Origin of the sequence: Streptomyces sp. NPDC127092, assembly GCF_042722475.1 — a bacterium.
Taxonomy (GTDB): domain Bacteria; phylum Actinomycetota; class Actinomycetes; order Streptomycetales; family Streptomycetaceae; genus Streptomyces.
In genome coordinates this window covers 33,036-56,765 of the sequence record NZ_JBHXFE010000054.1, presented here as the reverse complement: position 1 = coordinate 56,765, position 23,730 = coordinate 33,036, and the positions used below count along the sequence as shown (strand labels likewise).

At 71.0% G+C, this 23,730-nt stretch carries 18 protein-coding genes; 9 read left to right on the top strand and 9 right to left on the bottom strand.

The window, feature by feature from the left end; translation table 11 throughout:
- Positions 1 to 413: 413 nt before the first annotated feature.
- The gene (gene rpsO / locus ACFWJO_RS32795) at positions 414 to 701 is read right to left on the bottom strand and encodes a 30S ribosomal protein S15 (RefSeq protein WP_189848205.1); all 288 of its coding nucleotides are present in this window, start codon (positions 699 to 701) and stop codon (positions 414 to 416) included.
- 208 nt (positions 702 to 909) lie between these two features.
- Positions 910 to 2,382, bottom strand: coding sequence for a type VII secretion integral membrane protein EccD (gene eccD, locus ACFWJO_RS32790; RefSeq protein ID WP_386871085.1), 1,473 nt, complete (start codon positions 2,380 to 2,382; stop codon positions 910 to 912).
- Positions 2,383 to 2,563: 181 nt separating this feature from the next.
- Here eccD and eccCa point away from each other — a divergent pair, with 181 nt between their 5' ends.
- The 6 genes from eccCa (at position 2,564) to ACFWJO_RS32760 (ending at position 10,902) form a co-directional block, all read left to right on the top strand.
- The gene (gene eccCa, locus ACFWJO_RS32785; RefSeq protein WP_386871083.1) at positions 2,564 to 6,514 is read left to right on the top strand and encodes a type VII secretion protein EccCa; all 3,951 of its coding nucleotides are present in this window, start codon (positions 2,564 to 2,566) and stop codon (positions 6,512 to 6,514) included.
- 131 nt (positions 6,515 to 6,645) lie between these two features.
- Positions 6,646 to 7,056, top strand: coding sequence for a hypothetical protein (locus ACFWJO_RS32780; RefSeq protein WP_386871082.1), 411 nt, complete (start codon positions 6,646 to 6,648; stop codon positions 7,054 to 7,056).
- A 10-nt stretch (positions 7,057 to 7,066) separates the two neighbouring features.
- Positions 7,067 to 9,250 (top strand): hypothetical protein, encoded by a 2,184-nt coding sequence (locus ACFWJO_RS32775; RefSeq protein WP_386871080.1) that lies wholly within the window; start codon positions 7,067 to 7,069, stop codon positions 9,248 to 9,250.
- Entirely contained in the window at positions 9,247 to 9,915 is a 669-nt protein-coding gene (locus ACFWJO_RS32770; protein WP_386871078.1) for a hypothetical protein, read from the top strand. Before ACFWJO_RS32775 ends, ACFWJO_RS32770 begins: the two co-directional genes overlap by 4 nt.
- Positions 9,916 to 9,945: 30 nt before the next feature.
- Positions 9,946 to 10,584 (top strand): hypothetical protein, encoded by a 639-nt coding sequence (locus ACFWJO_RS32765; RefSeq protein WP_386871076.1) that lies wholly within the window; start codon positions 9,946 to 9,948, stop codon positions 10,582 to 10,584.
- A gap of 84 nt (positions 10,585 to 10,668) precedes the next feature.
- Entirely contained in the window at positions 10,669 to 10,902 is a 234-nt protein-coding gene (locus tag ACFWJO_RS32760; protein WP_365348743.1) for a DUF397 domain-containing protein, read from the top strand.
- A 77-nt stretch (positions 10,903 to 10,979) separates the two neighbouring features.
- Here the strand turns inward: ACFWJO_RS32760 and ACFWJO_RS32755 are convergent, their stop codons facing one another.
- The 7 genes from ACFWJO_RS32755 to eccB form a co-directional block, all read right to left on the bottom strand.
- Positions 10,980 to 11,288: a WXG100 family type VII secretion target gene (locus tag ACFWJO_RS32755; protein ID WP_384420733.1), complete on the bottom strand. Its 309-nt coding sequence runs from the start codon at positions 11,286 to 11,288 to the stop codon at positions 10,980 to 10,982.
- An 18-nt stretch (positions 11,289 to 11,306) separates the two neighbouring features.
- Complete coding sequence (locus tag ACFWJO_RS32750; RefSeq protein WP_384420731.1) at positions 11,307 to 11,636, bottom strand: hypothetical protein; 330 nt, start codon at positions 11,634 to 11,636, stop codon at positions 11,307 to 11,309.
- A 31-nt stretch (positions 11,637 to 11,667) separates the two neighbouring features.
- Positions 11,668 to 12,840, bottom strand: a complete 1,173-nt coding sequence (locus ACFWJO_RS32745; protein WP_386871074.1) for a S8 family serine peptidase — start codon at positions 12,838 to 12,840, stop codon at positions 11,668 to 11,670.
- A 66-nt stretch (positions 12,841 to 12,906) separates the two neighbouring features.
- The gene (locus tag ACFWJO_RS32740) at positions 12,907 to 14,289 is read right to left on the bottom strand and encodes a hypothetical protein (RefSeq protein ID WP_386871072.1); all 1,383 of its coding nucleotides are present in this window, start codon (positions 14,287 to 14,289) and stop codon (positions 12,907 to 12,909) included.
- A gap of 18 nt (positions 14,290 to 14,307) precedes the next feature.
- On the bottom strand, positions 14,308 to 14,751 hold the full coding sequence (locus ACFWJO_RS32735; protein ID WP_386871070.1) for a hypothetical protein: 444 nt from the start codon (positions 14,749 to 14,751) through the stop codon (positions 14,308 to 14,310).
- A 111-nt stretch (positions 14,752 to 14,862) separates the two neighbouring features.
- The gene (mycP, locus tag ACFWJO_RS32730) at positions 14,863 to 15,993 is read right to left on the bottom strand and encodes a type VII secretion-associated serine protease mycosin (RefSeq protein WP_386871095.1); all 1,131 of its coding nucleotides are present in this window, start codon (positions 15,991 to 15,993) and stop codon (positions 14,863 to 14,865) included.
- A gap of 152 nt (positions 15,994 to 16,145) precedes the next feature.
- Entirely contained in the window at positions 16,146 to 17,690 is a 1,545-nt protein-coding gene (eccB, locus tag ACFWJO_RS32725) for a type VII secretion protein EccB (protein ID WP_386871068.1), read from the bottom strand.
- Between the two features lie 191 nt (positions 17,691 to 17,881).
- Between eccB and eccE the strand changes: the two genes are divergently transcribed.
- The 3 genes from eccE to ACFWJO_RS32710 all read left to right on the top strand — a co-directional run bounded on the left by eccE (position 17,882) and on the right by ACFWJO_RS32710 (position 23,633).
- Positions 17,882 to 19,207, top strand: a complete 1,326-nt coding sequence (gene eccE, locus ACFWJO_RS32720; RefSeq protein ID WP_384420723.1) for a type VII secretion protein EccE — start codon at positions 17,882 to 17,884, stop codon at positions 19,205 to 19,207.
- A gap of 230 nt (positions 19,208 to 19,437) precedes the next feature.
- Complete coding sequence (locus tag ACFWJO_RS32715) at positions 19,438 to 20,259, top strand: hypothetical protein (RefSeq protein WP_386871093.1); 822 nt, start codon at positions 19,438 to 19,440, stop codon at positions 20,257 to 20,259.
- Between the two features lie 227 nt (positions 20,260 to 20,486).
- Complete coding sequence (locus ACFWJO_RS32710) at positions 20,487 to 23,633, top strand: SCO5717 family growth-regulating ATPase (RefSeq protein ID WP_386871065.1); 3,147 nt, start codon at positions 20,487 to 20,489, stop codon at positions 23,631 to 23,633.
- Positions 23,634 to 23,730 lie beyond the last annotated feature (97 nt).

Here is a 23,730-nt window from a genome sequence, read left to right as displayed (position 1 = left end):
GGACCATGGTGTCGTCGTCGAGGTAGGCGACGGCGGAACCGGCGGCCTGCTTGGCGAGGCGGCCGGTCTCGAAGCGGATGGTGCGGGTGCCGAAGGTGCCGTTGTCGATGACGGCCTCGGCGTAGTGGGTCTCGTTCTCCACTAGCGATTACTCCTACGTTTCGTCTTTGCGTCCGGGCGCCCGTGTGGCGCGGGGACGGTGCGGGAGAAGCGCTGTCGTGGCGGGGCCGGTCTTCGATCGAAGCTCCCGGGATGAGGTCCGGGGGCCACTACCGAGGACCGGCGTCGTGCCGGCTGCTTCTCGCGCGCCGATGTGGCGTTGTGTGACCAGACTAAGTGCCGGTGGGCACATCGCGCACGTACAGCAAAGGGAGCGGCCCCCTGAAAGTGGGAACCGCTCCCTTCACAGCGACTTACTTGGCGCCGGCCGCACCGCGGCGGATGCCGAGGCGGTCGACCAGCGTACGGAAGCGCTGGATGTCCTTCTTGGCCAGGTACTGCAGCAGACGGCGGCGCTGACCGACCAGGATGAGCAGACCACGACGGGAGTGGTGGTCGTGCTTGTGGGTCTTGAGGTGCTCGGTCAGGTCCGAGATGCGGCGGGACAGCATCGCGACCTGGACCTCGGGGGAGCCGGTGTCGCCCTCCTTGGTGCCGAAGTCGGCCATGATCTGCTTCTTGACGGCGGCGTCGAGAGCCACGCGGATCTCCTCTGGTTCGTGCGCCCACGAGTGCCCCTGGTCTTGGTCTCAGGGGAAACTTCCGTGACTCGCGAGCGAAGGTCCGATGAGCGCTGCTCCCCGAGGTTCACGGGAGGCCCGTGGGTTTCCGGGAGCGCGTACACAAACGGCCGTCACACAGCGTACCAGCTCGGCGTACGGCCCCGGGCGGGCCTCCGACCGGCCGGGGTCAGCCGGTGAGCGAGCGGGCCCGCATGAACACGTCGAGGACGGCGAGGCACAGCGGGACCAGGGAGAGCAGGACGAAGCCCTCGGTGAGGTCGAGCAGCCGGCCCCAGAAGGGCGAGAGGCCCTTCCTCGGGATGATCAGGCCGATCGCGGTGACCAGGGCGGCGCCGGCGGCGACGGCCGCGGTCAGCCAGATCGTACGGATGTCGAGGCCGCCGCGGTCCCCGTACATCAGGAGGTCCTTGACGAGGTCGACCGGCGGGTTCAGGGAGAGGCCGAGGACCAGCAGGGCGATGGCGGCGAGGCCGGCCACCAGGACGGAGGCGACCTGCGAGGTGTAGCGGAAGAGCCGGGCGCGCAGCAGCATCGCGAGGCCGGCGGCGAGGGCGAGCAGCTGGCCCCAGGTGTTGCCGGCGAAGCCGAGGACCGCGCTGGAGCCGACGACGACGGCGGCGCAGCCTCCCACCAGACCGAGCAGCATCTCGTGGCCGCGGCGGGCCTGGAGCGCGATGCGCTCGCCGTCGACGGGCTGCGCCTCCTGGGCCTGCTGGTGCGGGTCGGCGAGGAACTCGTCGTCGGCGGCGCTGCGCGGGGAGGCGTAGCCGATGGGCAGCCGGGCGAAGCGGGCGGAGAGGCCGGGCAGGAACGCGACCAGGCCGATGGCGACGGGCACGCACACGGCGGCGGTCTGGGTGGCCGAGGCCTCGGTGAGGATCGCGACGAAGGTCGCGAGGGTGCCGACGGTGGCCAGGAAGGTCGCGGCCACGAACGGGGCGTCGCCGCTCGGGGTGAGGGCGACCAGCGTCACGGAGGCGACCAGGACGGTGACGCAGCCGAGCAGGAACTGCAGCCGGCCCGGGCCCTGGCCGGCGTCGGGCGCGAGGATCCCGGAGCCGGCGATCAGCAGCAGCGGCAGCGCGCCGAGGCCGAGCGCGACGGCGGTGGCGCGGTCGCCGTAGACCCGTGCGCGGACGCCCGCGAAGGCGGTCAGCAGCACGCCGGCCGCGCCGGCGATGACGCCGGGCAGGCTGTGCATGTCGTGGCGGACCGGGTCGGCGAACCAGAGCACGAAGCCCATGAGGACGAGCAGCAGGACGCCGCCGACGAGTCCGGCGCCGCGCAGCAGTTCGTCGCTCCACAGGTGCCTGTCGCGGGTGACGGCGGAGGCGACGGCGTCGGAGACGTCGTCGTACACGGCCGGCGGCAGGGACTGGGCGAAGGGGCGCAGCGAGAGCACCTCGCCGTCGAGGACCTGCTGGGCGGCGAGGGTGCGGGCGCCGTCGAGGACGGTGCCGTCCCGGCGGACCAGGTGGTAGCCGGTGGGGGCGCCGGCCGGCTGGGTCTGCCCGGTGAGCCGGAGGATCTCCGGGTAGACGTCGGCGACGGCGATGTCCTCGGGGAGTGCGACGTCGATGCGGCTGTCCGGCGCCACGACGGTGACGCGGCAGAAGCCGGTCGCTGCGGTCGTACTCACGTGTCTGGACCCCCTGATTCGCGGTTGCGCACGGTGCGGCGACACCCTACCGGGGACCGGCGCGGGTGGCTGCAAGTAGGATCCTGCACTCACGGGGGAGTCCGCATGGAACACAGCCGACGGGGGCGCCGGTGCGGAAGTTCCTCCACGAGCCCGCCCGTAACGAGGGATTGATGCGCCGGTGAGCCAGATCGTCGTCAAACGCCCGCCGAGGTCCCTTCCTCCGGAAGTACCCGGTGAGGAACTGGTCCTGGAGTCTCCGCCGGAACTGCCGCGGGGGCAGCAGGAGTCGGCGTTGATGCAGCTCCTGCCGATGCTCGGCATGGGCTCGTCCGTGGTGTTCTTCTTCATGACGCCGTCCCCCATCATGCGGATCATGGGCACGCTGATGCTGGCCTCGACGGTCGGCATGGCCATCGCCCAGTTCGTCAGATTCCGCAAGGGGTCGCAGGGGCAAATGGCCGATGTCCGGCGGGACTACCTCAAATACCTCGCTCAGACCCGGCGCACGGTGCGGCGCACCGCGCGCAGGCAGCGGGACGCGCAGCTGTATCTGCACCCGGCGCCCGAGCAGTTGTGGTCGCTGGTCGCGGAGGGTTCGCGGGTCTGGGAGCGGCGGGTCGGCGACCACGACTTCGCGCAGGCCCGGATCGGGCTCGGCGCCCAGCAGTTGGCGACTCCCCTGGTGGCACCGGACACGGCGCCGGTGGACGAGCTGGAGCCGCTGTGCGCGGGCGCGATGCAGCAGTTCCTCGCGGTGCACGGCACCCTGGACGGGCTGCCGATGGCGGTCTCGCTGCGCGCCTTCTACCACGTGACGGTCTCCGGCGACCCGGAGGCGGCGCAGTCCGCGGCGCGCGGACTGGTCGCGCAGCTGGTGACCCTGCACTCCCCCGACGACCTGATGGTGGCCGTGGTGGCGGCGCGGGGCGCGCAGGAGCGCTGGGACTGGACGAAGTGGCTGCCGCACACCCAGGTGCCGGGCACGGTCGACGGGGCCGGTACGAAGCGGCTGTTCGGCGACGACCTGGGCGAGCTGGAGCAGCTGATCCGCTCGAAGCTGGACGGCCGGCCGCGGTTCAGCCGGGACAATCAGCCGGTCCTGGACCAGCCGCACGTCGTGGTGGTCCTCGACGGCGGGATGGTGCCGCCGGACTCGCTGTTCGCGGCGGCCGAGGGCCTGCAGGGCGTGACCATCGTCGAGGTGGTCTCCGGCGAGCTCGACGAGCCGCGCGGCGGTCTCTCCGTCGTCGTACGGCCGGGCCGGCTGCGCCTGGAGTCGGGCGGCGGTTTCGCGTACGAGGGCGTGCCGGACGTCATGTCGCTGCCGGCCGCGGAGGCGCTGGCCCGGCAGCTGGCGCCGCTGCGGATGGGCGGCGGGGACGACGACGAGCCGCTGCTCGCCAACCTGGACTTCACGGACCTGCTGAACCTGGGCGACGCGGCGTCGGTGGACGTGGCCCGCACCTGGCGGCCGCGGTCGGTCGCGGAACGCCTCCGGGTGCCGATCGGTGTCGGCGAGGACGGCCAGCCCGTCATGCTCGACCTCAAGGAGGCCGCTCAGGAGGGCATGGGCCCGCACGGCCTGTGCGTGGGTGCGACGGGTTCCGGAAAGTCGGAGCTGCTGCGCACGCTCGTGCTCGGCCTCGCGGTGACGCACTCCTCGGAGACGCTGAACTTCGTCCTCGCTGACTTCAAGGGCGGCGCGACCTTCGCGGGCATGTCGCAGATGCCGCACGTGGCGGCCGTCATCACCAACCTCTCCGACGACCTGACGCTGGTCGACCGCATGGGCGACGCGATCCGCGGTGAGCTCCAGCGGCGCCAGGAGCTGCTGCGGTCGGCCGGCAACTACGCCAACATCCACGACTACGAGAAGGCGCGGGCGGCGGGCGCCCCGCTGGAGCCGCTGGCCTCGCTGGTCCTGGTCATCGACGAGTTCTCCGAACTCCTCACCGCCAAGCCCGACTTCATCGACATGTTCATCCAGATCGGCCGCATCGGCCGTTCGCTGGGCGTGCACCTGCTCCTGGCCTCGCAGCGCCTGGAGGAGGGCAAGCTGCGCGGCCTGGACACGTACCTGTCCTACCGGATCGGTCTGCGGACCTTCTCGGCGGCCGAGTCGCGCACCGCGATCGGCGTGCCGGACGCCTACCACCTGCCGTCGGTGCCGGGTTCGGGCTATCTGAAGTTCGGCACGGACGAGATGACCCGCTTCAAGGCGGCGTACGTCTCCGGCACGTACCGTACGGGCGGCCCGCGGCTGGAGTCGGGGAGCATGCCGATCGAGCGGCGGCCCGCGCTGTTCACGGCGTCGCCGGTGCCCGTGGTGTACGCGGCTCCGGACCCGGCGTACCTGACGGCGCAGCGGAACGAGGACGACGACGCGCTCGCGGACACCGTGCTCGACGTGATCGTGCGGCGTCTCGAGGGCCAGGGCGTGCCGGCGCACCAGGTGTGGCTGCCGCCGCTGGACCAGGCGCCGTCGCTCGACCAGCTGCTGCCCGGGCTCGCGCCGACCGCGGACCGGGGTCTGACGGCGACCGAGTACACCCGCCCGGGCGGGCTCACGGTGCCGCTGGGCCTCATCGACAAGCCGTTCGAGCAGCGGCGCGAGGTGCTGTACCGGGACTTCTCGGGCGCGGCGGGCCACATGATGGTGGTCGGCGGCCCGCAGTCCGGCAAGTCGACCCTGATGCGGACGCTGATCTCGTCGTTCGCGCTCACCCACACCCCGGCCGAGGTGCAGTTCTACTGCCTGGACTTCGGTGGCGGCGGCATGTCGTCGCTGGCCGGACTGCCGCACGTCGGCGGGGTGGCCTCGCGCCTGGACCCGGAGCGGGTGCGGCGCACGGTGGCCGAGGTGCTCGGCGTGCTCAACCGGCGCGAGGAGTTCTTCCGCGCGCACAACATCGACTCGATGGCGACCTACCGGCGCAAGCGGGCGGCGGGCGAGCTGCCGAACGAGCCGTGGGGCGACGTGTTCCTGGTCATCGACGGCTGGGGCGGTTTCCGCAACGAGTACGAGGGCATGGAGGCGCCGGTCGCCGACCTCGCGGCGCGCGGTCTCGGCTACGGCATCCACGTCGTGATCACCGCGGCCCGCTACATGGAGGTGCGGGCGGCGCTCAAGGACCAGATGCTGGGCCGGCTCGAGCTGCGGCTCGGTGACGTCATGGACTCCGAGTTCGACCGCAAGGTGGCGGCGAACGTGCCGACGGGCGTGCCCGGCCGCGGCCAGGTGCCGGAGAAGCTGCACTTCATGGGCGCGCTGCCGCGGATCGACGGATCGAGCTCGGCGGACGACCTGGCGGCGGGCACGACGGCCTTCGTCGAGGCCGTACGGAGCGCCTGGCAGGGTCCCGGCGCGCCCGCGGTGCGGCTGCTGCCGCACAAGCTGCCGGCCGAACAGCTCCCCAAGGGCTTCGAGTTCCCGCAGCACGGCATCGCGATCGGCATCGACGAGACGCGCCTGGAGCCGGTGTTCGTCAACTTCGACACCGACCCGTTCTTCCTGATCTTCGGCGAGAGCGAGTCCGGCAAGACGAACCTGCTGCGGCTCATCGCCAAGCAGATCGGCGAGCGCTACTCCCCCGACGAGGCGAAGCTGGTCGTCGGCGACTACCGCCGGGCACTGCTCGGCAGCCTGCCGGAGGAGCACCTGCTGGAGTACGCGCCGATGGCGAGCTCCATGCAGATGCACATGGAGGCGCTGTCCGGGGTCTTCGCACGGCGCCAGCCGCCGCAGGACGTCACGCCGCAGCAGCTGCGGGACCGCAGCTGGTGGTCGGGGCCGCAGGTCTTCATCATCGTCGACGACTACGACCTGGTGGCCACGAGCGCCGGCAACCCGCTGGCGCCGCTGGCCGAATACCTCCCCTTCGCCCGCGACACGGGCGTCCGCTTCATCATCGCCCGCAACAGCGCGGGCGCCTCGCGCTCCATGTACGAGTCGTTCATGCAGCGCATCAAGGAACTGGGCGCGCAGGGCGTGGTGCTCTCGGGCGACCCCTCGGAGGGCGACCTCATCGGCAACGCCCGCCCCCGGCCGATGCCTCCGGGCCGCGGCCTGTTCGTGTCCCGCCGGGGCCAGGCTTCACTGGTGCAGACGGGGCGGCTGCCGGAGCGGTAGGCACTCCCTCGTCCCGGTCAAGGTGCGGCTTCACGAGCCGAAGCCGCACCATGAGCGCCTTCAGACGTGAACACCTCAGAAACGCGACCACCGCTTCACCCGCGTGAATCGACCCGCTCAAGGGGGGCCGTATGTCGTTCGGTGACGAATGGGCACAGCACAAGAGCGCTGCCGCCACCCGCCTCAACGAGCTTCCCGCGGACGGAGGCGGCGGAACCGGTCAGCCCGATCTCGCGACCACGCCGGCGCGTAAGAAGAAGGCAGGCGACGACATCGAGAACCACGTCCAGCCGACGGTGCGGCGGGCCGCGGACGCGGCAGACCAGGGCACCAGCGGCGCGATCGCCGAGTTCAAGGGCTGGGACACCGCGGCCGGGCTGAAGAAGGCGCACGAACACTGGGATTCGCAGGTGAAGCGCCTGCAGGACCGGCTGAGCACGGAGCGGGAGTTCCTGAGGGAAGCGTCCAAGCAGTTCTTGCTCAACGACCTGGAGACCGGGTACAGCTTCACCGCGGCCCAGTCCAAGGTTTCGGGAGTCTAGGGGAACCGGGATGCCGACGTACCAGGAAATCATGCAGACCGACCTCGGCAAGCTGGTCACGGCCGCCGACGGCTGGAAGAAGATGGCCGAGACCTTCAAGGAGGCCGAGGACCTCTATGAGAAGGAGGTCCAGAGCGTCGCCGTGGGCAATCCCCAGTGGACCGGCCAGGCACAGAAGGTCAGCGTCGTCAACTTCGGGATCACCCGCAAGGAGCTCGACTCGGCGCAGAAGGAAGCCCTCGCAGTGGAGTCGCTGCTGCGTGACGCCCACAGCACGTTCACTGAGCTCAAGGGCCGTGTGAAGGCGGCGGTGGACGAGGCGGTCGCCGCGGGCATGAAGGTCTCCGAGTCGGGGAACGCGAGCTACGACTTCGGCAAGGTCAGCGCGCAGGAGGCCAACACCATCCGCCACGACCCGGATCTGCCCGAGGTCGAGATGTCGTACACGCGCAAGATCCGCGACGCGGTCAAGGCGGTCACCGACTTCGACGCGGACGTGAAGGTCGCCCTCCTCAACGCCTCCGGCGCCGACGGCACGGCGGCCCTCGGCTTCAACTCCAAGCCGGTCAACGACGTCGAGGCCGTCGAGGCGCTTGCTCTGTCCGAGAAGGTCCGTGAGGGCAAGGCGTCGAAGGCGGAGCTGGAGCACTACCGCGACCTGCTGAAGCAGAACTCCGACGACAAGCACTTCAGCGAGGCGTACCTGAACGGCCTGGGAGCCAAGGACACGCTGGCGATCGCGGACAGGATGAACCTGGCAGCGAACGAGCGGGGCATCCCGGACGCCGAGAAGAAGCTCTACAACTCGATCAACGCGAGCCTGGCGGACACGATCGCGTCGGGTACGAGCGACCCGAAGAGCTACGCCTACCGGCCGTTCGTGGACGGGCTGAAGGCCCTCGGAGGCAAGGTCGTCACCGAGGAGACCGGCCCCTTCGGCGACAACGTCCCGACACAGGGTTACCAGGTCCTCGTCACCCTCATGGGCCAGGGGAACGCCGACGGCTACGGCAAGGAGTTCCTCAACGAACTCGGCCACGACATGATCGAGATCGAGAAGAAGGACCCGGACAAATGGCAGCACTTCCGGGACGTACTGCGTCCTAACATCGCTGCCGACCCGCTGGACGGATTGCTCGGCATCATGAGCAAGGACCCGGCGGACGCCGAGTACTTCCTCGACCCCAAGGCTCCAGGGAACGAGAACGAGCACCTGAAGTTTCTCCTCACGGACCGAACGTGGCCGGAGATGGGGCTGAACAACGTCTACGGGCCACCGCAGTTCATGGACGACCCCATGAAGGCCATGGGCCTCGGCAATGCCATCCAGGCGGCGGCCACCGGCCACGAGCCGGGCGAGAAGCTGGGACCGGTCGGACTACACAGCGAAGGCCAGGCGCGCGTCATGCACAGCGCGATCAAGTTCCTCGACGACGACATGGGCGGCGCCAAAGCCTTCGAAGACCTGGCGAACCTCCGTCAACCGATGGCGAGGGCCTTGGCGGACTACGTTGCCGACACCCACCTCACACTCAACGGGCAGGAGGCGGAGTACGGGGAGGTCGACGGCAACGGCTCCATCACCACTCGCCCGGGATCGGGTGACACCTCGAGCATTGCCGTGGGGCAGGGCAGTCTCGTTCGCGTCATGCGTGGCATCGCTGACGACGGCCCGTCCTACGCTCTTCTCTATGAAGCCGAGCGCGCCTACTCTGCCCATCTGCTCGGGGAAGCTCCGGCCTTCCAAGGCGATGCCGTGCATTCGGAGAGCGCGGAATGGAACCACCGGTCGAGGAACATCGGAATGGCGATGGGCGCCCTCAACGAGATCGGCGCCGACGTGTACGTGGACAAGGCGGACGACCAGGCGAAGTGGGCCGAGGGCACCTCGGAGCACACGGCGGCGGCGGTCAACGGAATGATCGGGGAGATTCCGGTCGTCGGCACCATGGGCGGCTCCATCATCGACTCCGTCAAGTACGAATGGGTGAAGGACGTCACCGACCTAGCGGAAGAACAGCGGGACAAGGAGGTCAGCAACAACTTCGCCTCCGGCAAGCAGGGCATGACCAAGATCTTCAACGAATGGCAAACCCAGGGGCATCTGGCTTCCGGCCCGTACAACGCGGCGCGGGATGCCGCCTACAACGGTCACACCAGCGGTATCAACGAAGCCAGGAAGCATCTGGGATGAAGACGCTGAAGCGCCACTCATGGCTTGCGCTCGCAGCCGTTTCCGCGTTGGCCGTGACCTCCTGCGCCTCCGAGCCGGCGAGCCCTCCGAAGGACAGGCTCTGCAGCATCCCGGCGGGGTCCGCCGAGGAACAGTTGCTGCACACCGTCATCCGGACGAACACCTTCAGGACTGACTCGGCCCAACCCCGCGACCAGCGCTTCGTGGAGAGGATGGAGGAAAACCTGCACAACATCGGGGATCCCGCCGCGACGTACACGGTCTCCGGATGCTCCTACGTGCCGAACGGTCAAGCGGACACCGGTCGTGCCGCGATCGACTTCGAGTGGGTACCCCTCGATGAAGCGAGGAAGGAGCCCGCCGAAAGAGACACCCGCGAATACCGGCTGAACGGCGCGACCGGAAACACCAATGACGTCACGACGAACCTGTACGTCCAGTGCGTCATGCCAGGTGACCTGAAAGAAGCGTCGAAGAAGGTCCTGCTGCACACGGATGCCGCGTTCACGGTGAATCTGGGTCCCGTTCACGATCACCACACCCAGGATCAGCAGATGGCCTTTGTCTACCGCATGACGCGCAGGGCTACGGAGGTCCTGGGGTGCCAGAACAAGCCGCTGGCGAAGGACCCCGTCGTCAAGCCGGTCACCGAAGGCACCCCATGAAGATCCGCGTGAAGCACACCGTTGGGCGCCGTGAGCGCCGTCCTCCTCGCCGCGCTCGTCGGATGCGGTGGGGCATCCGACGCCGGCGGGTCCGGTGACTCCCTGAGCGTCGACCAGGTGATCGAGTTCGCCGAAGGGGTGGGGAAGGACGGCGCCGACAGCTGTCCGCTGCCCTATGACGCCAAGCAGCTGGCGGAAGCGGCGAAGATCGACGGGGGCTTCGAGCCCGGCAAGGCCGGCTCGGCCGGCTCGGCGGCGGACGGGTACGCCGCGACCGCGGACGGAGGGAAGAGGACCGATCCGCAGTCGCCTTGGATGGGCAAGCCCGGTGCGCTCGTCACCTGCTCCTACCACACCGGCGGAGAGAATCTGCAGATCCGCACCGCCGCTACGAGCGAGGGCAAGGTGCCCTACGTTCTGGCGCCGCTCATCCAGTTCGGCGGCGGCATGGACGTCACCGAGCTCCGGTCCTACACGGCGAAAGCCGCCAACGCGACGACCGGCGAGGCTGTGCCCAGCAAGGGCGGGAACGTCGTCACCGTCCGACTGGACGCCGGCGGCAAGGGCGACGTCGCCCTGATCCTGGTCGCAGGCGAGCAGGGGAAGACCTCACTCAAGCGCGTGCAGGTCCTGGAGCTCGCGAAGTCCTTCGCCGGGCAGGCCGGGTGAACCGGCGGAGCTGATTCCGCGACCGACTGACAGCCGCCCCCCGGGGCACCCATGATGGACAGGCAACGAGAGGAGCAGAGCCAGATGGGCACTCAGCAGGAGAAGGACGAGCTGTACGCGCTCGACATCAGCGGCGTCGAGTGGGAGGGCGCCCCCGGTACGAGCCCCGACGAGGAGCGCGTGGAGATCGCCCACCTGCCGGGCGGCGGCGTCGCGATGCGGTCCTCGCTCGACCACGACACGGTGCTGCGGTACACGAAGGCGGAGTGGGACGCGTTCGTACTCGGTGCGAAGGACGGGGAGTTCGACCTGCGGTAGGCGAACAGCGAGAAGGGGTCCGCTCCGTGTGGAGCGGACCCCTTCTCGCGTTCTCGTGATCCCCGAGGATCAAAGCATCAGTACGCCTCGGTGAACAGGCGCGAGGCCTTCACGTCGGTCGAGCGGTAGCTGTCCTTGCCCTGCTCGACGATCTTGGCGGTCTGCTCGAGGCGGTTCTTCATGTCCTCGGCGCGCTTCTTGTACTTGCCCTGCAGGATCTCGTACTCACGGTGAGCGTCACCGTCCCAGGTGTCGGTGACGACCTTGAGCGCGGTGTCCATCTCGGCGAGGTCCTTGACGATGTTCTGCGAGACCGTACGGATGCGGTTCGCCATCTCCTGGACGCTCTCGTACCGGACCTTGGTGCCGGCGTTGTCGACAGACATGCTGATTCCCCCTTTTCGTCAGATGTTGTTGAGCGAGGAGTGGTTCACGGCGGCGAAGGTGGCGCGCACCTCGTCGTCGTTCGCGTTGCTGAGGTTCTTGGTCTCGCCGACGGCGGTGAGGAGGACGTTCAGCAGACGACGGATGGTGTCGTGGTCCTCGTTGAGGAGCGTCTGGGCCTGCTTGAAGCCCGCGGCACCGACACCGGTCCAGCCCGCGCTGCAGGTCTCGAGGATGTTGGCGAGCTCACGCGCCTGCTTGGTGACCGCGTCGGCGGTCTCCGTGATCTTGTTCTTCGCCTGGACGATCGGATCGTCTGCGAGTCCGAACCCACCAGCGGGAGTGCTCATCTGAAGCTCCTCTTGTTGTCGATGCAGTTGTTCATGCGTCTGTCGACGCTCTCCTGCGTACTCCCGCCGCTACGACGAGGCCGATGACGGCGACGACGGCGACGGCACTCGCGGCGATGGCCCAGAGCGGGAAACCGCCCTCGTCGGACGCTGCGGCCTGGCCCTTGTCCTTGGCCTGGTCGCTGCCGCTTGCCCCCGTGTTCTCAGGAGAGGGGGAGGTCTGGGGTGTTGTCGGTGCCGTGCTCGTCTGCTGTGCGGCGAGCAGCGGGTTGACGTTGGGGTCGCCCGGGTTGCCCTTGCCCTCCAGGAGAACCTGGGCGGGGCGGACGGTTCCGTAGCCGATGTACTTCGACGGCACGGGTCCGTCGTGGCCGGCCGTCTCCATCATGACCCGGAGGACCTGATTCGCGGTCCAGTCGGGGTGAGCGGACCAGATGAGGGCGGCGGTGCCGGAGGCGATGGCGGTGGCTTCGCTGGTGCCCCTCCCGGCGCAGTATTGGTTCCTGTCTTTGGTGCAGCGCCCGGGGATCTCCACTCCGGGAGCCGCGAGATCGACGTACGAACCGTAGTTGGAGAATGCGGCCACGGTTCCCTTGGTGTCCACGGCACCGACAGCAACCACACCGGGAAGTGACGCAGGGTAGACGTGTCGCCGCTCGCGTCCATCGTTGCCTGAGCCGGCGAAGATCAACGCGCCCTTCTGCGCCGCATAGTCGACGGCACTCTGCCATTCACGGGCCTCAGCCTCGTCCGCCGTTCCGCCGAACGAGATGTTGATCACCCGAGCGCCGTTGTCCACTGCGTATCGGACGCCTTTGTAGAACGTCTTCCACCCCGTGCCGACGGCGGCACCGGTCTTGACCGGGAGGATCACCGCATCAGGAGCGATGCCCTTGACTCCGCCTGCGGCCCCACTACCAGCGATCGCCAGGGCCATGTTCGTACCGTGGCGGTCGGTGTCCTTGTCATCTACCCGGCCCAGGCCCCCCGTGTCGAAGTTGCGGCCGGGCAGCACCTTTCCACGGAGCTCCGGCAGCGTCGAATCGACACCGGTGTCAATGACGGCGACGGTGATGCCCTTGCCCGTGGCCACCTTCCACATCTCGTCGGCCTTCATCGCGTCCAGGTACCACTGACGCGACCGCATGTCTTCCGCCTGCGCCGCCGGCGCCGCGACGGTCCACGTCGCGACGACGGCGGTCATGGCACCGAGCAGACCAACCGCTCGGCTGCGGACGGCCCGGGTAAGGGGGGACATCAGGAAGTGCTCCTAGTCGATGACGGGCGGGACGATCTGGCGCTGGCCCGAGGTCCACGTCTCCTCGTCCTCGGACAGGTAGTCGGGGCGGTTGCGCGGCTGACGCCGCTCCTCCCCTTCCTGCTGTGTCGAAGCGGGCGGACGCACCAGGCCGGTACCACCGGGCGTGAAGGCCGAGCGTCCACTCACACCGGACGCCGTGGGCGCACCGATGGTTCCGCCCGGCTGGGTCGCCAGACGGCGGCCGGCGCCGCCCTGGCCGCCGGTGGGACCACCGTGCATGCCGCCGCCCGGGCCGTGCAGGCCCGCCGCGCCACGGCCGTACTGCGCTGCCGTGCGCTCTTCGCCGATGACCGTGCTCATGGGCATGCGACCCATCTGCTGGCCCGCGACGGAGCGACCCGGTACCTGCTTCCCACCGGTGATGCCCTCGGGCCGGGCCATCGGGGACAGCGTGCTCGGACCCGGCAGTCCGGTGCGCGTCGCGGGGCTCGGCAGTCCCGTGACGGACGGACGCGACTGCTGGAGACCGTTCTGCTGGCTCAGCGGCGGAGCGATGGGCGGCAGCGAGACGGGCGGCAGCGGCTGGTTGGTCGCCGGCGGAGGCGTGGTGGTAAGCGGAGGCTGGGCGGGCGGCCGGTTCGTGGTCTCCGGCGGCGGCGTCAGCGTCACGGAGTCGAGGTTGGTGTCCACCTCGGTGTCCGGACGCGTCGGCGTGGTCGGCGGTACCGAGGGCGGGTTCACCGGGTCGTGGACCTGCCGCTCCGTACCACTCGGGTTCGACACGTCGGCCCGCTGAACCGTCGTGTGACTGGTCTGAGTGGTGCCCGTACCGGAACCCGAACCCGAGTACGTCCCCGAACCAGTACTGCCGCCGACGCCGTACTCGCGCTCGCCTTCACCGAAGCGGTCAACGACCATCGGCTTGAAATCCGGCTGCCGCTCGGCCGCCATCCGGTTGCTCGTTGTGTCGTAGTACGACGACAGGCGCTGCATCGCGTTGATCGCTTCCTGCAGCTTCGGACCCGTCTCGGCCTCGAGTCGGGCCTTCTCCTTCTCCGGGTCCGCGTAGCACATGCCCGCCGGCTTCGGCACGCTTGCCTTCGCCTCCGTCAGCGCCTGGGCCGCGGACTTCATCTCATCGGAGACAACCTTGGTGAAGTCACCGAGGACCAGGGTCTCCGAGACCATGCCAGCACCCCACTTGCGGAAGGCGTCGCCGCCCTCGCCCTCCCACTGCACGCGGGAGATGTAGTGCCGTAGATCGGTGGCAATGGCCAGGATCTTCGGCGCCGCTGCCGCGAGCGCCTGACCCGCGCCCGAGAGGTCCTCGGGCTTGGCCGACGCGATCATCGCGTACAGGGCGTCCAGGGACTTCCCCTCGAACTCCGACATCGTGTTGCCCTCCCCCGTTTAGCTGAATCCGCCGGAATCCGTGGTGCTGGTCGCCGGCCTGGCCGGGTCCGGTACCACGGGCGGATGACGCTTTTCGTAGTCGTCCTGCGCTCGCTTCGTGATCTCCTGGAAGCGCTCGCGCTCCTCCTGGTCCACGCTCGCGTACCCCTTGTCGGCGATCTGCGCGCGAATCCCCATCGCCTCGATCGTCTCGCCGAAGATCTTCGTCAACTCCTCGAGCCGCGTGCGCACCTTCTCGTACGCCCCGTGCAGCTCGGTCGCCGCGCTGAAGCCCGTGCCGTACGACGCGGCCGTGACCTTCTGTTCGCCGATCTTCGTGTGTTCGGCCGGCGAGCCCTTCAGCTCGTCGACCAGCTTCTGCATACGCGTCTGGAAGGTCAGGAGCGTCACTTCGCCGACTTCGAGCCCCTGCTTGCCGCCGTCCCCGTTCGGCCCTGCCACTTCAGTTCCCCCTCGTCACACGCACGAACACGCTCACTCTAACGACTCGCTACGACAGTTCCAACTGCAAAGCTACCTAAGGATCCCCTGGTCGCACCTAGGTATCCGTACTCATCTGACGGCCCGTCGAGCCGCCCCGCGCCGCCGTCCGTCCCTGATCACCACAGCCGTCCCGGCGACCACCGCGACCAGTACCCCCGCGATGCCCAGCGCGTACGTCGCGAGGCGTTCGGAGCGTTCCTGGGGGGTTTCCGACATGGCCATGTGGGCCGGTTCCGGGGCCGGGGGCTTCGGCGGGCCCGGGTCCGGGGTGGGGCCCGTCAGTGGGGGTTCGGGGCCGTCGGCGAGGGCGCGGACCGGGTCGACGACGCCCCAACCGACGTGGTTGTCGTGGCCGTTGACCGAGCGGACGGCGGTCTGCTCGATGCGGGTGACGATCTGCGAGGCCTTCCACGTCGGGTACTTGGCCCGCAGCAGCGTCGCCACGCCCGCGACGTACGGGGCGGAGAAGCTGGTTCCGTTGTCGACGCACTGGCCGCCGCCCGGCACCGTGGAGACCATGTCGACGCCGGGTGCGGCGACGCCGACGAAGGTGCCGGACTGGGAGAAGGCGGCGCGTTCGTTGTTGCGGTCGGACGAGGCGACGGCGAGGACGCCCGGGAAGGCCGCCGGGTAGGTGTTCTTCAGTTTGCCGTCCATGCCGTCGTTGCCGGCGGAGGCGACGACCACGACGTCCGCCTCGAGCGCCCGGGCCACCGCCTTGGCCAGCGACGACTCGGGGCCGAGCGGCTGGGTGGTGTCCTGGGAGATGTTGATGACCTTGGCGCCCTTGGCCACGGCGTGGTCGATGGCCTGGGCCATCGTGTCGGACTTGCCGCTGTTCTTCTCGTCGTTCTGCCGGATCGGGATGATGGTCGCCTCGGGCGCGAGGCCGACGAATCCGGTGCCCTTGCGGGGGCGGGCGGCGATGATGCCGGCGACCTTGGTGCCGTGTCCGACCTCGTCGACGGTGCCGTCGGTCTTGCCGCGCTGGTCGTTGCCGGGTCCCGGGTTCTGCTTGTCGGGCTTCAGGTAGTCCTTGCCGGCCTTGGCGTCGACGGCCGGCTTCAGCTGCGGGTTGACGTCGTCGACTCCGGTGTCGATGACGGCGACGCGGACGCCCTTGCCCTTGGTGTCCTGCCACAGTTCGTCGAGCAGCACCCGCTGGAGCGACCAGGGGATGCCCTCGATCTGCTTCTTCATCGGGAAGGTGCACTCGCCGCTGCCGTCTGTCCCGAGCGGTTCCGCGGTGGCCGCGCCGGCCGCCGGGGTCGCGGCCAGGACGGCCGTCAGGGTCGTGGTCGCGAGCAGGGCCGCCGCGCGGGTACGGGACGTCGTCACCGGTGCCTGCCTTCTCACGAACCCTGCGGCTGGCGCGCGCTGTTGGTGTCCAGGCGCGGGCCCTTCGACAGGAACTCGGACCACTCCATCGGGACGAGCACGGGGGTGACCTTCTCGTAGCCGAGCCGCTTCTGCGCGTCGGACGGCTCCGGCCGCCCGTCGGTCGTCTGCTGCTGGTTGCCGGTGCCGATCTCGGAGCGGCCGGAGTCGCTGTCGCCGTTGGCCTGGACGGCGTAGCGCAGTCCGGTGTCGGTCACGAGGAAGAGCGAGCCGTCGGGGGTGGACTGCCTGCCCTGGATCTGGGTGTAGAGCAGTCCGGTGCCGGGCGTGACGTACGTGCTGGTGCCGCCGGCCGTGATGTCGGCGGGGTACGCGGGGCCGGCCCAGGTGGACAGGGTGGTCCGGCCCTTGGCGTCGACCTTCTCCAGGACGGAGCAGATGGTGTCGCGCGAGCCGTCGCCGCCGACCGAGTTGACCTGGCTGGACTTGCGCTCGGGCCAGCGCAGTCCGGCGCCGAAGGTCTGGCTGTCGGGGGTGAGCGAGGCCTGGTCCACGGGCGTGGCCTTGCCGGCCATGTCGAGGACGTCGGCCTTCGGGGACTGGATGAGCAGCCAGGCGGTGAACTCGGAGACCGGCTGCACCTTGCCCTCCAGCACCACGTAGTGCTGGGGGCCGGAGCCGGTCTGGGTGAGGAGCACCATGCCGACCTTGTCCTGGGCGGGCGTGAGGCCGCCGCGGACGTGGGCGTCGGCGCCGACCGCGCCGGGGATCTCCGGGTAGTCGACGGGGCTGCCGGTCTTGAGGGTGGCCAGCCAGTCGTCGGTGACCTGCTGCGGCTCGCGGTTGACGCCGAACAGCGCGGTGACGAGGCCCTGGGACTTCTCGTTGACGCGGTACTTGGTGCCGGTGTGGTCGATCAGGTACTGGGCGCTGTCCTTCTGGCCCTTCACGTACAGGATCTGACCGGACTTCAGCTTGTTGCCGTTGTCGGTGCGGCCGAGGTCGCGCTTGGCGAAGAGGAAGGTGGCCTTCTGCACGTTGCCGCCGTTGCCGCCGCCGGGCTGTTCGCACACGGCCCAGCGCTTGGCGGTGCCTGCGTCCGCCTCGCCGGGGAGGCGGTCGGGGGCGTACGGGATGCCGAGGATCGGGCCGCGCGGCGGCTTGCCCTCGTCGAGCGTCTTGTCGTCGACCTGGATGACCTGGAAGTCGTCCGGGTTGAGCAGCAGGCGCGCGGAGGCGAGGTTGAGCACGGGGTGGAGCAGGGTCTTCTTGTCCTTGCCCTTGCCGGTGGTGAGGACCACGTAGCGGGTCGTCGACTGCTTGCCGACGATCACCTTCTTGCCGGGGTCGTCCCAGCCCTTGGGCGCGGTCGGCTTGAACATGCCCCAGGCACCGAAGCCGGCGATGACGAGGGCGCCGATGATGACCCCGGGAAGGACCGCGCGCAGCGGCTTGGGCGCTCCCTCCTCCGTGCCCGAGGGCGAGGGTTGGAGGAATGCCGCGACCGTGCGCTTCTTCGCAAAGGTGTACGCGTTGAGCTCGTCCCGCCGTGATGCCATGAGTCCCCATTTTCGTCAGGCGCAGTCTTCGCGCGGGACTCCGGGGAGCATGGCGCCCGGGCCCCGGCTGTCGGACCGGCCCCCTACTATGCCTGCTGTCCGTCGGTGCTCGTGGGGCGGGTAGGGTGATCCGGCCGCCAAAGGCCTGGCGGGCCAGGGTGATCGGGACGAATTGAGGGGGATTCTCCATCATGGCTTCCGCGACGCGGACACGGTCCGCTGCGGCCGGGCCCACTGCCGGGCCCTCCACCTCCCCCGTTCCGGGGCCCGGTTCGCCGGTTTCGTCCTCGGTGTCGCCGCGGCTTCAGGCACGCCCGGGACACTTCGGTGCGTTCCGATTGCAACAGCTCGTACTGATCGAGGTGGCGGCCGCGGTGCTCGTCGTCGCCGCGGTCGTCGACAAGCTGATGCTGGTGCCCGCCGGTGTGGTCGCGGCGCTGCTCGTGCTGCTCGCCGTCGTGCGGCGGCACCGGCGGTCGCTGCCCGAGTGGCTCTCCACCTTCTTCGCGCTGCGCGCCAGGACCCGCCGGGCCGCCTCCTTCACCGTGCCGGAGGGCACGGAGCCGGGTCTCGCCCCGGTAGTGGAGTGCGATCCGGCGCTGCGGACGTACGCGTACAGCGACCGTGACCGGCGCCCGATCGGGATGATCGGCGACGGGACCTTCCTCACCGCCGTCGTACGGGTCGAGTCCGAGGCCACGGCGCTGCGCCCCGACCGCGGGGCGCACCCGCTGCCGGTGGGGCTCGTCCGGGACGTGCTCTCCGTGGACGGCATCCGGCTCGAGTCGGCGCAGGTCGTGCAGCACACCCAGCCGGCTCCCGCGCCGCACCTGCCCGCGCAGTCGATGGCGGCCCGCAACTACGGGCCGCTGCAGGCCCAGACGGGTTCGCCCGCGGTCCGCATCACCTGGATCGCGCTGAAGCTGGACCCGGAGCTGTGCCCCGAGGCGGTCGAGGCGCGCGGCGGCGGCATGCAGGGCGCGCAGAAGTGCCTGGTGCGGGCGGCGGACCAGCTCGCGAGCCGGCTCGCCGGCGCGGGCTTCAAGGCCACGGTGCTCACCGAGCAGGAGCTGACCTCCGCCCTCGCCACCTCCACGTGCGCCAGCCCGATGGCGATAGCGCAGGCGGGCCGTGGCCAGGCGCAGGGACGGCGCACCCAGGAGACCGCGCGCACCTGGCGGGTCGACGACCGGCGCCACACGACGTACTGGGTGGGGCGCTGGCCCCAGCTGGGCAGCGGGGGCGGCGCGGGTGCGTCGATGCCGCAGCTGGTGGCGCTGCTGACCTCGCTGCCGGCGCTCGCGACGACCTTCAGCCTGACGCTGAGCGGCGGTGACCGTCAGGAGGTGACGGTCACCGGACATGTACGGATCACCGGGCGCAGCGACGAGGAGCTGGTGGCCGCCCGGCACGAACTGGAGCGCGTGGCGCGGGGCGTGAAGACGGGGCTGGTGCGGCTCGACCGCGAACAGGTGCCGGGCATGCTGGCGACGCTGCCGCTGGGGGGTGCGCGCTGATGACGACTCCGACGGGTCCGGTGAACCCGGCGAACCAGCACATGGGCCAGGCAGGCCACGTGGGTCAGGCGGGCCAGGTGGGTCAGGCGGGGCACGTGGGACAGGCGGGGCACGTGGGTCAGATGGGCCAGGCAGGTCAGATGAGTTCGCAGGGTCCTGTGCAGCACGCCATGGCCGCGACTCCGGCGGCGGCCGGCGGGCAGGCGGCCGGCGGGCAGGGGCCGGGCGGCATGCCCGGCGGCGTGTCCGGCGGGGTCGTCGGTGCGGTTCCCGCTGCCGGGCGGGCCGAGGCCCGGCGGGCCCGTACGGGTGGCGGACGGACCGCGCGGCGTACCGGTGGCCGTGGCACCAGGCCCCGGTTCGGCTTCGGGCTCATCGGCCCGCGCCGTGACCGCCACGCGGTGCCCATGGACCAACTCGACGCGCTGTCCCTGCCGATGGGCGACGACGGCGTGGTGATCGGCGTGGACGCCGAGAGCCGGCCCGCGGTGCTCGGCATCAACCGGCCCGCCCCGTACGACATCACGCTCATCGGCGGCCTGTGGACCGCGCAGGTGCTCGCGCTGCGCGCGGCGGCGACCGGCGCCCGCATCGCCGTCGAGACCGGCCGCGCGCAGGCCTGGACGGCGCTCGCCCAGGCGGCGGGCGGCGGGCAGCCCTGCATCACCCTGCACGACGTGGGCCGGGTGCCGCCGCAGGGTGCGTCCGCGGGCAGTCCCGTGGTCGTCGTCCGCGACTGCGGCATGCGGCCGCCGCGCGGCCGGGTCGTGTCCGGCCCATGGCAGTCGGTCGTCACGCTGCTTCCCTATCTGAGCCCGGTGGCCCCGCGGCTCCTCGAGAAGTCCTCGCTCGTCGGCGTCCAGCGGGTCTCCCCCGACGAGGCCGCGCAGATCGGACGCATCATGGGCCTGCAGCGCGCCGAGTGGGAGGCGCTGTCGACGCTGGCCGACGGGGTGACGCTCTGGTGCACGCCGGGCGACCGGCAGTTCGTGATGACGCAGGCCACGGACGCCGAGACCGGATTGTTGGGCGCCGCCCGCCGAATGGACTGAGCCGGGCGAAGGCGTGGCATCTTCACCGAACCTGTCCGCATTTGCACAGGTTCGGAACACCGGGGGTTTCACTCTCCGGTACCCGTGGGTCACTTGGGGGACCCGGCCGATCCGTACGGCGGGCGGCGGCGGGCCGTCGGCCCTGCCCGAGGGGCACGGTTGGCGTTTAGGGTGGGATGTGCCCGCCCACGACGGCACAAGGGTGCGCGACCACACCAGGAGGCAAAGTGAACCGCGATCGGGACGAGATCAACGGGGGTTGGAACCCGCCCGTCGACGATCAGTCCGACGCAGATCCCGCCGAGATGACGGGTGAGTTCACCATCGACTACACCCCGCCGGCCTGGTACACGCAGAACGCGTCGGCCGGTACGGGTGCCGGGGCGCCCACGCCTCCTCCGCCGACCGGCGCGCCCGTCGCGGTCCCGGGGGTTCCGGCGGGCGGCGGCTTCGAGCCGAACTGGGGCGCCACGCCGCCGCCTCCGGCCGCGCCCGTCCCGCCGGCTCCGGTTCCGCCGGCCCCGACTGCCCCCGCTCCGGTCGCTCCTGCCCCGATCGCGTCGACCCCGGTTGCTCCTGCTCCCGTCGCACCGGCTCCGGCCGCTCCGGCCGCGCCCGCTGCCCCCGTTCCGCCGGCCGCGCCCACCGCCGACGCCCCGGCGTCCGCCGCCACGCCGTTCGGCGGCGGGGACGTGGAGAGCGGTGCGACCATGCGCTTCTCCCCCGCCGCACTGAAGCGGGAGATGGCGGAGCTGTCCGAGCAGCAGCAGACCGGTGCGGACGACCCCCGGGCGGCGGGCCTGACGCCCGCAGGCCCCGGGACGGCGTCCGAGCCCGTGTCGGAGCCCGCGCCGCTGGACACGGCGGGCGACCCGGCCGTGGCCGTCTCCTCCTCAGCCGCGCCGGCGTCCGCCGGGACGGCGGACGTGGCCGATGACCCGTCCGCCGCGCAGCCCGCGGCCGACGCGACCGAGGCACCCTCCGCGTCTGCGGCGACCGAGGCGACCGAGGCGACCGAGGACGATGTGAACGCCGTCGGCGGACCGGTCGCGACCGACGGAGAGTCCGAGGCAGCCGAGGCGTCCGCCTCGGGCACGGACGGTGCTCCGGCAGCCGTCGAGGCCACCGTCCCCGCCGACACCACCGACGCCCCCGAGGCCGCCGGCTTCGGCCCGGCGGACGGCAGCGCGGCCTCCGGCGCCGAGGCCACCGGTGCGGAGGCCACCGGCACCCCGGCGGCGCCCGAAGCCGACGCCGCCGCCCCGACCGCAGCCGCACCCGCCGCCGAGCCGCAGGACGCCGTACCGGCCGCCCCGCTGCCGCCCGTGGCCCCGCCGGTCGTCCCGCCCGCGCCGGCTCAGGGCGCCGGACTGCCGCCGCTGCCGCCGTCGTTCCAGCCCGCGACGCCCGCGGCGGCGCCGCAGTGGCCCGCGCAGGAGGCCCAGGGCGAGCAGCCGCCGGCGCCGGCCGCGCCGCTGCCCGCCGCCGCCCCCTGGCCCGCTCCCGCGGTGCCGGGCGCCCCCGGCCCCGTACCGCCGCAGGGGGGTTACGGCTTCCCGCACCCGGGTCAGCCCGGCCAGCCCGGTCAGCCGCCTCAGCCTCAGCCGCCCGCCCCGCAGCCGCAGGGTGGTTACGGCTTCCCGCACCCCGGACAGCCCGGCCAGCCGCTCCCCGGCCAGCCGCCCGTCCCCGCACAGCCCCAGCCCCAGCCCCAGGGCGGCTACGGCTTCCCCCACCCGGGACAGCCCGGTCACCCCGGCCAGCCCCTCCCCGGCCAGCCGCCCGTCCCCGCACAGCCCCAGCCCCAGCCCCAGGGCGGCTACGGCTTCCCCCACCCGGGACAGCCCGGTCACCCCGGTCAGCCTCAGCCCCAGCCGTCCGCGCCCGCCGGGCCCGGGCCCGCGGTGGATCCGCGGACCGGGGCCGCGTGGCCCTCCGCCGTGACGCACGACCAGCGGGAGCGGTCCGTACCCGGGGCGCCGCTCGGTTACACCGCGGCCGTCGAGCTGTCCTCCGACCGGCTGCTGCGCAACAACAAGCAGAAGCCCAAGTCCTCCCGCAATCCCGGGGCCTCCGCCCGCTTCAAGCTGGGCGGCAAGAAGGAGGAGGCGGAGCGGCAGCGGAAGCTGGAGCTGATCCGTACGCCGGTCCTCTCCTGCTACCGGATCGCGGTCATCTCGCTCAAGGGCGGCGTCGGCAAGACCACGACGACCACCGCGCTCGGCGCGACCCTCGCCACCGAGCGGCAGGACAAGATCCTCGCGATCGACGCCAACCCGGACGCCGGCACGCTCGGCCGCCGCGTGCGGCGCGAGACCGGGGCGACCATCCGCGACCTGGTGCAGGCGATCCCGTACCTCAACTCGTACATGGACATCCGCCGGTTCACCTCGCAGGCGCCGTCCGGGCTGGAGATCCTCGCCAACGACGTGGACCCGGCGGTCTCGACGACCTTCAACGACGAGGACTACCGGCGGGCGATCGACGTCCTGGGCAAGCAGTACCCGATCATCCTGACCGACTCCGGCACCGGTCTGCTCTACAGCGCGATGCGCGGGGTGCTCGACCTGGCCGATCAGCTGATCATCATCTCCACGCCGTCCGTGGACGGCGCCTCCAGCGCCTCGACGACGCTCGACTGGCTGTCGGCGCACGGGTACGCGGAGCTGGTGCAGCGCTCGATCACCGTGATCTCCGGGGTCCGCGAGACCGGAAAGATGATCAAGGTCGAGGACATCGTGCAGCACTTCCAGACCCGCTGCCGGGGCGTGGTCGTGGTGCCGTTCGACGAGCACCTGGCGGCGGGCGCCGAGGTCGACCTCGACATGATGCGGCCGAAGACCCGCGAGGCGTACTTCCACCTGTCGGCGATGGTCGCCGAGGACTTCGCCCGGGCGCAGCAGGCGCAGGGGCTGTGGACCGGTGACGGACAGGGCGGCATGCCGCCGCACATGGCCCCGCCGATGCCCGGTCAGCCGGGTGCGCCCGGTCAGCCCGTGCCGGGGCAGGCGGTGCCGGGCCAGCCGGTGGCCGGGCAGCCGTACCCGCCGCAGCAGCCCGTACCGGGTCAGCCGTACGGCGGTCAGCCCGCGCCCGGGCAGCCGTACCCGCCGCAGCCGTATCCGCCGCAGCCGGCACCGGGTCAGCCCGGCCAGCCGGGTCAGCCGTACGGAGCACAGCCCGCACCCGGACAGATGTACGGGGCGCAGCCCGGTCAGCCCCCGATGCCGCAGGGGTGGCAGCAGCCCCCGGCGCAGCCGCTGCCGCCGCACGCCGATCCGCAGGCTCAGGGCCAGGGGCAGGTTCCGCCGCCCAACTGGCAGCAGCAGCCGCAGCAGCAGCCTCCGCAGGCGCCGCCAGCCCCTCAGCAGTAGGGCGTCACAGGAGTAGACCAATGAGGCCCCGTACCGGTGTTCCGGTACGGGGCCTCATCGCATTCCCGCAGCCCACACGGTGTTTGAGACATCGTTG

Coding starts and splice junctions, on each gene's coding strand:
- eccE (WP_384420723.1), top strand. CDS start 17,882: ATGGCTTCCGCGACGCGGACACGGTCCGCTGCGGCCGGGCCCACTGCC.
- ACFWJO_RS32740 (WP_386871072.1), bottom strand. CDS start 14,289: ATGTCGGAGTTCGAGGGGAAGTCCCTGGACGCCCTGTACGCGATGATC.
- ACFWJO_RS32780 (WP_386871082.1), top strand. CDS start 6,646: ATGTCGTTCGGTGACGAATGGGCACAGCACAAGAGCGCTGCCGCCACC.
- ACFWJO_RS32770 (WP_386871078.1), top strand. CDS start 9,247: ATGAAGACGCTGAAGCGCCACTCATGGCTTGCGCTCGCAGCCGTTTCC.
- ACFWJO_RS32760 (WP_365348743.1), top strand. CDS start 10,669: ATGGGCACTCAGCAGGAGAAGGACGAGCTGTACGCGCTCGACATCAGC.
- eccB (WP_386871068.1), bottom strand. CDS start 17,690: ATGGCATCACGGCGGGACGAGCTCAACGCGTACACCTTTGCGAAGAAG.
- ACFWJO_RS32750 (WP_384420731.1), bottom strand. CDS start 11,636: ATGAGCACTCCCGCTGGTGGGTTCGGACTCGCAGACGATCCGATCGTC.
- ACFWJO_RS32755 (WP_384420733.1), bottom strand. CDS start 11,288: ATGTCTGTCGACAACGCCGGCACCAAGGTCCGGTACGAGAGCGTCCAG.
- ACFWJO_RS32745 (WP_386871074.1), bottom strand. CDS start 12,840: ATGACCGCCGTCGTCGCGACGTGGACCGTCGCGGCGCCGGCGGCGCAG.
- ACFWJO_RS32775 (WP_386871080.1), top strand. CDS start 7,067: ATGCCGACGTACCAGGAAATCATGCAGACCGACCTCGGCAAGCTGGTC.
- ACFWJO_RS32715 (WP_386871093.1), top strand. CDS start 19,438: ATGCCCGGCGGCGTGTCCGGCGGGGTCGTCGGTGCGGTTCCCGCTGCC.
- mycP (WP_386871095.1), bottom strand. CDS start 15,993: ATGAAGAAGCAGATCGAGGGCATCCCCTGGTCGCTCCAGCGGGTGCTG.